This window comes from Pedobacter agri PB92 (assembly GCF_000258495.1).
GTDB lineage: Bacteria > Bacteroidota > Bacteroidia > Sphingobacteriales > Sphingobacteriaceae > Pedobacter > Pedobacter agri.
In genome coordinates, this window is sequence record NZ_AJLG01000004.1 from 57,388 (window position 1) to 68,533 (window position 11,146).

The following is an 11,146-nucleotide window of genomic DNA, read 5'->3' on the forward strand; positions in this document are numbered from 1 at the left end:
TATTTCAAGTAAATATCACTAAATATTTTTTGAAAATTGTAAATTTTGGTATACAAAATTTTTATTACCGCACAAAAACGCAGAAAAGCGCATAAATATTGACTATGAGAACTTTAGGTAACAGGAATTATATATGCTATTCAATCAGTAAAACAAAAAAGGCCAACCTTTGAGGGTTGGCCTTGATAAGATTTTATTTAAAAGTTAGCGGGTTAAGAAAAATCCAACATAAGGTTTTCTTACTGCATCAGTTCGACCAGAATAACCTGTGGCAAATACTGTATAGATCCTTCTGTTTAAAAAAGTACTGGCGCTTGTATAAGTTGCCAATGCTGTTGTTCCGCCACTCGCTCTAATTGTCCAAGCAAGTGCGGTACCGGCTAAAACTGGTCTAATAAAAAATTCACTTTCCTTTAAATAGCCGATATTAGCCACAACCAAAGTTGTTCCATAATACAAATCAACTGAAGGTACATTTGGCATCAGATTAACAAATTTATACTTCACAAATCCCGAATCAGGCAAAACAAAATTATCAACTGCCAATAAGCTTTTTGTATTTGCAGCAGTATCTGTTAAATGGAGCGTATATGATTTGCCGGCCTCGGTAGAAATTCCTGTTTTATATAATACGACAGAATCGATACTTGTACCTCGTTTAGGAATGGAAATAGATACTTCAGATGCTCCAGGCTGAATCACCAAGTAATCTGGCCTAGAATCGCCCAATGTACCATAGCCACCTCCAGGATAGGGATATCTTGTTTTGATGAGTGTACTAACGCGTTTCCCATTTATATTGATTTGCACATTGGGATCTGCACCATAGGCAATGTTATAATTAACTTTCAACATCGCTTGGTCATCCCTTAAAATTTCGAACTCACCATAATTAATCTCATTCTTGCTACAAGAAATTGCAATAGATGCAATGACTATAATTGCTATATATTTTATAATTGACTTCATTTTTTTTGGGTTTTATTATGGAAGGTTTGACCATGTTTCTAATGTATGATAGTCGGTAGCCAAGCCACCCCATCTCGCTAACTCTTCTTGATTCCAAATATATTCAGATGCATATCTTGGTCTTAACCTATAAGCATACTTACCATTATTTCTTTCAAAGAAATCGCCAGCTTCAAGTTGTCTGTATGTTTTGTACACCAATGGATCATAATGATATTTGCGTAAATCGCTCCATTGTTCCATACCAGCCCAACCCCACTGCGAAATGTACTTCTGTTGCATGATATCAGCTATTTTTAGCGCTGTAGCATTTTGTGCAACTTCAGTACTTGCCAAATAAGCATTAATTTCCGTTGCAGATATTGTAGCAGCGGCCGGTGACCCATTACGTCCATAAAGATTTACAAATTCCATATGTCCTCTTATGCCATTAATATATGATGTAAATGCTGATGCCAAATTTCCTTTTCTAAATTGTGCTTCCGCTTTAGCTAACTGAAGTTGTGCATAACTCATAACCGGATATCTTGCACTATTAGAATAAATATATTTACCAGGAAACGGCAAAACTGACGTTCCAGATAAAGCACCTAAAATATGTGGTGTTGTTGCTGTGCCATTAAAGGGCAATGCACCTCTGTAAATCCCTGTTGTAGGAATCGGATTCATCATTCTTGTTAACCTTGGATCAACACCTGGAACAGTAGGATCTACTGCAGCAGTACCCCTAACTCCACCGGTTAATAAACTAACAATTGGCTGTCCGATTCTGCCGTAGGTTGGGGCTACAGTAGAAGTAGCAGTATACATACCAAAGTTTTGACTAAATGGATTTGAATCTGCAGCGTTTGTACCTCCGAAAGTTATAGTTGCATCATCAGCTGCTGAAGAAAAAGATAAATCGACATATTTTGTTACGCTATCTGCATATTGAGTATTAAATTCAGCCTTGTTAATTAAGTGACTATACTGTTGGGCCAACAAACCGTATACAAACTTTTTCCATTTTACACGATCTCCTTTATACATTTGATCACCCGAAACACCTGCAAGCAAGGCTATTGTACCAGCGGCATCTGTTTTATTAAAACATTCTAAAGCCTTTTGACTCCACAACCTAACTTTGGCATATACTTCTGGTTGATCTTGATACTTAAATTTCAATTGATTTGCAAAAGCTTCATCAAGAATAATTGGTCCATGTGCATCCGTTAAAAGTTGGTAACTCCAAGCTTTTATCGCGTATCCAATTCCTGCATAAGTCCATTTATCAGTTGCTTCAGCATCTTTAATCATCGCTTCGAGATTAAGGCCCAAATTGACATAAACCATTCTCCACATCGATCCGCCTAAATCACTGGCGGATTGATAGCCATGTTTTTCCCATGCAATAGTAAAACTCGTTACGTCCTGGCCAAACATATCTTGAGTATACTTAAAAATCAATCGATTATCTGTAGCAGTATTGTTTGCCATTTGAAACATAATTGGCGCCAACAAATATTCTGCTTTAGTAGTTTGTGGCGTAGCCGGATCGACGTTGATATCGAGCCATTTTTTACAGCTTGTAAAACCAATTACAATAACTGTGAACATTAATATTTTTAGAGATTTCATTTTTTTATCATTATAATTTTAAACGAAGACCAATATTTACGCCTAATGGCCGCCCCATATTACCATAATCTATACCGTAACCACCTGCACCACCCAACGAAGGGTTATTAGAGTTTGCATCGGGATCAGTTCCTGAATAGTTTGTAATTAGGAACACATCCGTAAGTGTTACAAAGGCGCCCAGGTTTTGGATAAAATTAGTTCTAGATAACATTTTCGTAGGAAAATCATACGCAATAGTAACATCCCTTAATCTTAAAGATTTGATATTCTTTTCGACAAACATTTCTGGTGCAATACCGCTTGTTGTTGAACTATAATAGTTTGTATTTGCCGATGGAGTTACCAAGATTGTATTTATTGTAGGATTGCTCGTATTTTCCAAACCATCCTTTAATACTCCTGTTACAACACGTGGAACATCTCGATCTAAAGTTTTAACACTTAATCCCCTTCTATACAGTTCGTATTGAGTTTGGTTATAAACATCACCACCGACTCTTAAATCAAGCAGAAAAGAAATATTGAAATTTTTAAAGGTAAGGTTGTTAACGAAGCCTAAATTATATTTTGGCGTTCTATCTCCAATTACTGGAAAATCCTGATCGCTACCCAATATAGGCAATCCGGTAGCCGGATTTATTAACAAATCTCCTCTATTATTTCTTTGGTTAACCCAGCCAGCAATTGCTAACGTACTTGCCCCTGGAAAAACAGCTCCTCTCAAACCATTTGCTACCCAAGTATCAGAATCATAAAGCTCTGGCAACTCATCAGCGATAGACAATACGGTGCCTTTATTTTTGGTATAGTTTAAAGTCATATCCCAGCTAAATCCAGCAGATCTAAACGGCGATCCTTTCAATTGAACTTCAATACCTTTATTCACGACATCGCCACCATTCATTAATCTAATAACCGAACCTGTTCCATAACTAATTCGAGGTGCTATTATTTGCCTGTGACTATTTAGTTGGTAATAAGTAAAGTCTACACTAATTCTATCTTTTAAGAAACCCATCTCGATACCGGTTTCAAAGTTCCGAGTTTGTTCAGGAACCAGATCCGGATTTCCACCATTTGCGGCATCATAATTAAACCCACCACCAGTAGAATTTACGGTAAGCAACCTCGTAGCTAAAGCATATTGCTTATAAGGTTCTTTACCTGTTATACCATAAGAACCTCTTAATTTCCCACTGCTAAGCCATGTTAATTTTTTTACTCCCTCAAGCTCTGTAAAATTAAAAGCTAAACTAGCCGATGGGTATGCAAAATAGGGGTTATTCGGCATTAACCTCGAGGCTGCATCAACACGCCCAGAAACGGTAAGATAAAGTAATGATTGATAACCCAAAACAGCTTGTCCGAACACCCCTGCGTTTCTATACCTTCCTATAAAAAGGCGTGCTGATTGTGTTGATGGAAGTGTATTGTTTATACTGTAAAAATTAGGATCGAACATGTTCTGCCCTCTTGCTGAATTTGTGGTATTATTTACATCGGAAAAGTTGGCTCCAACGATATAGGTGTTATTGAATTTACCAAACTTGTGAGTTGCACTAGCAGTAATAGAGCCGTCTAATCTTTTATTCTGTTGCTGATAGGTATTAACTGTACCGCCAGTTGGTGTGGCTGCACTACCTGAGCCAGAGTAAGATTGTGTATGATAAACGGTGATACCATTTGTATTTGATAAATTTGTTCCTAAAATACCTGTTATCGACAACCATTTTGTGGGTTTATAAGAAAGGTTGGCATTTCCAACAATTGCATTTGTTTTATCTTCAGATAAATTTTTATTTACATCCCAAAATGGGTTATCGCTCTCAAGGAAGATTGTTCCTGTGGTAGTTACTCTATTTCCAACTGGATCAATCCAGTTGTTAACATCAAACCTTGAAGGAAAACGCAGCAGCCCCATTAAGTAACCTTGAGCACCCTTGTTTGCTTTCTTGTTATAAGCGTTGGTATAACTGAATCTAGTGGTTACCTTTATCTTATCAGAAACTGGTATCACACCAACTACTGAGGAAACAAATCGTTGATAACGTGTTGTTGGAATAGTACCTTTATTATCTGTATATTCATTAGACCATCTATAAGTTAAACTTTCTTTACCTCCCTCCACTACAACGTTATGTTTTTGTGCAGATCCCGTTCTAAAAAACGCACCGACATTATCATATATTGGCAAGCCTTCAGCATATTTTGGTCCGAAGAAGTTAAATGATCCGCCATTAAAAATACCATTGGCATCACCTTGTCCATATACCTCCTGTACCTCTGGCGCATTATTAACAGTTTCTATTCTGTAAGAGCCATTGTAAGAAACGCTAGATTTTCCTGCCTTTGCCTTTTTTGTAGTAATTACAATTGCGCCACTAGCACCTAAGTTGCCATAAAGCGCCGTTGCCTCAGGTCCCTTTAATATCGTGTAACTCTCAATATCAGCAGGATTGATATCTGATGCTCGGTTGGTGTAATCCTGACTTCTATTGTTTCCATTCATAGCTGTATTGCCTTGATTTAAAACAGAGTTGTCAATAGGCACACCATCTAATACAATCAAAGGAGAATTGTCGCCCGTCATCGAAACTATACCTCGTAAAATAATTTGCGATGATGCTCCTGGATCTCCTGAAGTTTGGTTTACAAAAAGGCCTGGTACCCTACCTGCAAGACCATTGATAAAATTTTCCCTACCAGTTTGAGTTACTTCATCTCCTTTTACTTTTGGCGTAGAATAGCCTAAAGATTTTACATCCCGGTCAATCCCATACGCTGTAACTACAACTTCATTAAGGGTACTGGCGTCTGCCTGCAAGGTGACATTGATTACAGTACTGTTTCCGATTGTTCGCTCTACTGTTTTGTAGCCGACATAAGAAAAAGAAAGTACATCTGTTTTTAATGCCTTAATGGTAAAATTCCCATCACTATTGGTTTGCGACACTATTGAGGTTCCCTTTACGCGTATGGATACGCCAGGAATTGGGCCATCGCCTGAGCTGACCTTGCCGGTGATGGTTGCCTGCTGCGCAAATACCTGAGCAAGGAGCATAACCATACCGATAAAACTAAAGAGTAGTTTTTTCTTCATAATTAGTTAGTAAGAAAGTTGGTTTATAGGGTTGTTGTTTGTTCCGGCTTATCAAACATGCAGATTACCGCATGCTTAATAATAGTTATGTAAATATGATGAATGTTTTTTATATAAAAAACAATTATATGAACTATTAAGTGTGAAGAAGCCATATTTAATTGCACAAAAACGCATAAACACGCAAATTATTGAAAAGTATTTTTATTTTCGTGTAAACCAGACCTAAAATGCTTAAGAAAGAACGCCATGATTTTATTATGCGCCAAATCAATTTGCACAATCGTGTGCTCACTTCCGATTTGGTTCAGTTGCTAAATGTTTCAGAGGATACCATCAGGAGAGACCTCCAGGAGCTTGTGGATGAAGGCAAATTATTTAAAGTTCATGGCGGTGCACTGTCTAAATCTTATCATAGTTCGTTCGATGATAGCACTGTATATGCCCGAGACAGCAAAATTGGTATTGCTAAAAAAGCTATTTCATTAATTAAAGATGGGATGGTTGTACTAACGGGCGGCGGAACGACAATTTTAGAATTTGTTAAACAGTTGCCTCAAAATATTGAAGCTACCTTTTTTACCATAAGCCCGCTGGTAGCAGTTGAATTGGCAAAGTATGACAACATTGAGGTTGTGCTCATAGGAGGGTTGTTCTCTAAAAATTCACAAGTAACTTACGGAGGACATGTGATTACACAATTATCGGAAATAAAGGCCGACTTATGTTTGATGGGAACAAGTGCCATACATCCTACAGATGGGCTGACAGATACTTACTGGGAAATTAACCAATTGAAAAAGGCAATGATTGCTTGTTCCAAAAAGACTGCGGTACTTTGTATCTCTGAAAAATTAGATATTTCTCTAAGATTAAAAGTTTGCCCCATAGAAAGCATTAGCTATTTAGTAACTGAACTAGATGAGCAGAATGATGCGCTGGCCAATTATCGGGTAAAACACCTTAATATTTTATAAACGAACAGGGTTCCGGAATTCCGGAACCCTGTTCGTTGCTTTTAAAAAGCAGGATCTGCAGGGGTATTTGTGTTATTATCTCTCTCCTGAAAAGGATAAGGGAAAAAATTACGTTTTCGATCTGCGAGCGGCTGATTAAATCTTCTCATATCTTCGAGTTTTAAGCCCGACATAAAAAGTTCAATACTGCGGTGTTTGTAAATTAAATCCAGCAGCTGTTGCTGCGTATAAGTTCCGGTTAAGGCAGGCAAATTTGCTCCTAGACCGAAAGGATCTGTCGCCGCAGTTTTGGTTACCACTTTATTAAGTTCCGTTAAAGCACTTGATAAATTCGGTGTAGCCTGACGTGCATATGCTTCTGCTTTGATCAAGGTAATTTCTCCAGGTAAATAAACAGGGATTTGTGTGAAAGTACCTGCTCCGAAACCGTTAATCCGAACCGTTGTATTTACGACAGTGTAAAATGGGATTCGCTGGTCGGCAGCATCAGGTACGTTTGTACCTGTTTGACCTAGGCTTAAATTTTTCGGTTGGATCACATTATTTGTTGAGGTAGCAATCTCAAAAATCGGGTTTAAGTTCAACGCATCATAAGTAAAGGCAGATCTCTTAGTCAAATCAACAGCGTTAGCTGCAGTTAATGCCAAGGTATAATTACCGGCAAATAAAGCATAACGTGCTTTCAAAGCATTTAAGGTATTTGGAATATCTATACCTGCCGGGATGTTTCCGCTAAAAGAACTGCTGATTGGATTCGCAGCAATTACCGCCAACGCATTGTCAATAGTGGCAATAGCTTTATTAAATCCATCAAACCTGCTTATAAAAGCAACATTCTGTCCGGTAGAAGCCGGAACTTTTTCCCAATACTCAGATAAATTCCCTAAAGCCAAAGCTTTAAAAATACTGGCGTGTGCGATTAAACCAGCAGCATAATTTTTATCAGGCAGATTAACTGCATTGTTGATCACATTATCAGCATCGAAAATAATTTTATTCGACCCTGCCCAAACACTCAACAAAACCGAATTGGTCCCATCCACCTGAACACCTCCGGCAACCAGTCGTTCTTCATTTGTATTACCGGTGTTAATAGAGATCAATTCATTGGTTGTTAATCCATTCAAAGTAATTGAGGCATATAAAACTCCTGCTCTGGTAGTGGAAAAAGTTTTTTGCAAACCTACTGTAACGCCTGTTAATCCCTTAGCAGAGGTTAGTACATCATCAGCGGTTGCTGCATTGGGGTTTAAGTATTCCTTCTTACAAGCACTTGAAAAAGCAACAGTTGTAAGCAGAAATGCATAACCTATATATCTTGATTTTAAATTTTTCATAATAAGTTTTTTTATTTAGAACCTCGCTTGTAAACCTAATGAGTAAGTACGTGGAATCGGCACAGAACCGAAATCGATATTTCTTAAAATTGTAGATTGACCACCAGAATTCAACTCCGGATCGTAACCTTTGTAATTATCCCACGAAATCAGGTTTCTGCCACTTAAGTTAACGGTTAAGCTTTTAATAAATTTAACCTGGCCAATATTATAGCTTAAGGAAATTTCTCTTAGTTTAACAAATGATCCATCATCAATACGCCATTCTTCAACATTGTATGCGCCAGCAACGTAACCTCTTGGTAATTGACCAGTTTGTTCCGCTTCTGCAACTTTTCCATTTCCTACGCCCTGACGAGTTCTCCAATCGGCATTCCAAACATCACCACCTTGAACAGCATCCAATTGAATGTGTAGGCTTAATTTTTTATATGTAAAGTCGTTTACAAATGATCCTGTATAATCTGGATTTGGATCACCAATCACCTTACGCAGAACGGTTCCTGTAGGTTGGCCTCCAGCTCTTGAAGTTTCATAAGTTGTAGCTGATGTTTGAGTTCCTCTTTCTGTTTGCGGAATACCCTGAGCATTTAACAACAAACTTCCGTCAGGATTACGGGCGAAAAATGTTCCGTAGAATACGCCTACCGGATAACCATCTGTAATAGATACCGGTGCCCCTGCGTTAGTCGCAATTAACCTTTGCGCACCTGAACCCACAATTTTATTTCTGTTTCTGTTGAAAATCACTGTTGAAATCCATGAGAAATCATCACTTTTCAATGGAACACCTGTTAGCATCAATTCGAAACCTTTATTTTTTAACTTACCTCCAATGTTATCCAGCAAACTTGAGTAACCAGTTGTTGGCGCAATTACCACGCCTAATAATAAATCTTTAACTGTTTTATCATAATAGCTAAAGGTTAAACCTAATCTGTTATTAAAAAACGACATATCTGTACCCACCTCAAGCTCTTGCTGACGCTCTGGTTTTACATTAGTATTTGCCAATGTAGTTAGAGATGTTAATGATGTTTTGCTATTTAACGCACTTGGCGAATACACATTAAAGCGATCGTAAGCGCCAATACCAGTTAAGTTACCTGATTGGCCGTAAGCTGCTCTTAACTTAAACGCATTCCACCAGGAAGAAACACCAAAATCTTTCCAATAATCTGCAGATGAAAGTACATAACTCACATTTGCTTTTGGATAGTATTGTGTTCTGTTTGCCTCGCCAAACACCGTAGATTGGTCGACTCTGATTGCTCCAGTTACGAATAAATGATCTTTATACTTAAAGTTTTGTTGCAAATAAGCACCGCTGATTGAAAACTCTGAACGGCTATCGCTGTTTGGCAAAATGGTACTCGCACCATTTACTACCTGAACAAAAGGTGCTAAACCGCGGCCGTTAAGTAAGCTGAAAAGATCTTTTTGATACTGATAAGAACCGCCCAATTGTGTGGTTGAACTCAACAATTCTGTGATCTTTGTATCATAGGTAAAATTCAACTCGTTGTTAAATAAAGTAGTGGTTGCATTCGCTGCACTTGCATAACCGTTTAATGATGGGTCAAGTGTTGGTCCACCGCCATAAAAACCTGTACTTACGTTGTAAGCAAATGGTGGTATATACGTTGTTCCATTTTGGATCGAATTGTCAACACCCATGGTGTAGTCGATGGTTAAATTTTTAACCGGTGTTAATTTTAAACCTGTATTTGCGATAATGCGATTGGTAAACTGACGTTGCTTAATATCTTCGATTACAGAAACAGGATTAACACGACCACGCTCGCCTACAGCTTTTAGATTACCCAAAGCATCTCTTGCGAAAATATCATGGAAATTTCCGATAATGGTTACAGAGTTCATTGGTGAAAAGAATGAGTTACCATCTGGTTTTTCATTAGCATCACTATGTACATAATTAAAACCAGCAGTTAATTTTGCCCATTTGTTTATGGTTTGATCCAGGTTTGCCCTGAAATTCATTCTTCTGAAATCAGTATTTTTAATAATCCCCTGATTAGAGAAGTAACCGGCTGAAGTGTAGAATTTCGTATTATCATTCCCTCCAGAAACTGATACTGAATTATCTGTTCCTATACCCGTTCTAAAAATATAATCCTGATAATTATATCTGGTTACAGGCGTGGTAGTTGTTAACGTCGGCGTTAAAACATCTTGGGTAACTAAATCAACCGAGCCACCAAATTTTGTCGGCGATTGATTCACCTCAATTTGTTTACGCAGTTCACTTATGGTTAAACTCGTATTAAAACTTACCTGTGGCACACCGGTTTTACCTCTTTTGGTAAAAATTTGAATTACACCGGCATTAGCTCTTGAGCCATAAATGGCCGCTGCAGCTGCACCATTCAAAACCTCAATGCGATCAATATCTGCAGGACTAATATCCACCATTCTGTTTTGGCCAATACTTCCCACAAAGTTTCCACCATCATAATTGGCTGAAGTATTGGTTACCCTGGTGGTAGAGTTATTTACAATTACGCCATCAATAATATACAAAGGTTCAGATGATGAGTTTACCGAACTTACCCCTCTTAATCTTACTGAAATTCCACCTGCAGGATCTCCGGAGTTTTGGCTGATTTGTGCACCTGGCGTTTTCCCTTGAAGGGAGGCTAAAGCATTTCCACTCGGTGCTTTATTCAAATCATCTCCTTTTACAGTACTTACATAACTACCTAATTGTTTCCTCGTTGTTCCTTGCGAAGTTCCGGTTACGATCACTTCATCAAGTCCTACTGCATCAGCACTTAAGGTTGCACTCGATTGTACCTGATCACTTGTGCCTAATGTAATTGGTTGCGTTTTACTTTTATAACCCACAAACGAGAACTGAAGCTGATAATTGCCGGCGCTTAAATCAACAGAAAATGAATAGGCGCCGTTTGCATTTGTACTGGTTGCTAAGTTTGTATTTAAGATTTTAACCACAACGCCAGGAATCGGATCGTTGTTCGTGGCATCGGTAACTTTACCGCCAATGGTATAGCGCTTGGTTTGTGCCTGGGCCATCCCTGTAAATAAAAGCAGCAGAAATGGGATCATCAAAATTGCAAAAAATCTTGTTGACCATTTTAGGTAACTTTTTTCCATAAAATTTG

General features: G+C 38.1%; 6 protein-coding genes. 1 reads left to right on the plus strand and 5 read right to left on the minus strand.

All coding sequences use genetic code 11. The features are described 5' to 3' along the window. Nucleotides 1–204 precede the first annotated feature (204 nt). From ON09_RS01425 to ON09_RS01435, 3 genes are read right to left on the minus strand one after another with little or no spacing between them, the layout of a single operon-like run. Nucleotides 205–969, minus strand: a complete 765-nt coding sequence (locus tag ON09_RS01425; RefSeq protein ID WP_010599283.1) for a DUF4397 domain-containing protein — start codon at nucleotides 967–969, stop codon at nucleotides 205–207. Nucleotides 970–984: 15 nt separating this feature from the next. After that, the gene (locus ON09_RS01430; RefSeq protein WP_010599284.1) at nucleotides 985–2,565 is read right to left on the minus strand and encodes a SusD/RagB family nutrient-binding outer membrane lipoprotein; all 1,581 of its coding nucleotides are present in this window, start codon (nucleotides 2,563–2,565) and stop codon (nucleotides 985–987) included. Between the two features lie 31 nt (nucleotides 2,566–2,596). After that, nucleotides 2,597–5,689: a SusC/RagA family TonB-linked outer membrane protein gene (locus ON09_RS01435; protein ID WP_029204036.1), complete on the minus strand. Its 3,093-nt coding sequence runs from the start codon at nucleotides 5,687–5,689 to the stop codon at nucleotides 2,597–2,599. A gap of 230 nt (nucleotides 5,690–5,919) precedes the next feature. Here ON09_RS01435 and ON09_RS01440 point away from each other — a divergent pair, with 230 nt between their 5' ends. Continuing rightward, nucleotides 5,920–6,666: a DeoR/GlpR family DNA-binding transcription regulator gene (locus tag ON09_RS01440; RefSeq protein WP_010599286.1), complete on the plus strand. Its 747-nt coding sequence runs from the start codon at nucleotides 5,920–5,922 to the stop codon at nucleotides 6,664–6,666. A gap of 41 nt (nucleotides 6,667–6,707) precedes the next feature. Here ON09_RS01440 and ON09_RS01445 read toward each other — a convergent pair whose 3' ends face one another. Both ON09_RS01445 and ON09_RS01450 read right to left on the minus strand, forming a co-directional pair. Beyond that, nucleotides 6,708–8,003 (minus strand): RagB/SusD family nutrient uptake outer membrane protein, encoded by a 1,296-nt coding sequence (locus ON09_RS01445; protein ID WP_010599287.1) that lies wholly within the window; start codon nucleotides 8,001–8,003, stop codon nucleotides 6,708–6,710. A gap of 15 nt (nucleotides 8,004–8,018) precedes the next feature. Then, nucleotides 8,019–11,138, minus strand: a complete 3,120-nt coding sequence (locus ON09_RS01450) for a SusC/RagA family TonB-linked outer membrane protein (RefSeq protein WP_029204037.1) — start codon at nucleotides 11,136–11,138, stop codon at nucleotides 8,019–8,021. Nucleotides 11,139–11,146 lie beyond the last annotated feature (8 nt).

Excerpts from the sequence above, each read along its gene's own strand:
- ON09_RS01425 (WP_010599283.1), bottom strand. The coding sequence starts at position 969 with ATGAAGTCAATTATAAAATATATAGCAATTATAGTCATTGCATCTATT.
- ON09_RS01430 (WP_010599284.1), bottom strand. The coding sequence starts at position 2,565 with ATGTTCACAGTTATTGTAATTGGTTTTACAAGCTGTAAAAAATGGCTC.
- ON09_RS01435 (WP_029204036.1), bottom strand. The coding sequence starts at position 5,689 with ATGAAGAAAAAACTACTCTTTAGTTTTATCGGTATGGTTATGCTCCTT.
- ON09_RS01440 (WP_010599286.1), top strand. The coding sequence starts at position 5,920 with ATGCTTAAGAAAGAACGCCATGATTTTATTATGCGCCAAATCAATTTG.
- ON09_RS01445 (WP_010599287.1), bottom strand. The coding sequence starts at position 8,003 with ATGAAAAATTTAAAATCAAGATATATAGGTTATGCATTTCTGCTTACA.
- ON09_RS01450 (WP_029204037.1), bottom strand. The coding sequence starts at position 11,138 with ATGGAAAAAAGTTACCTAAAATGGTCAACAAGATTTTTTGCAATTTTG.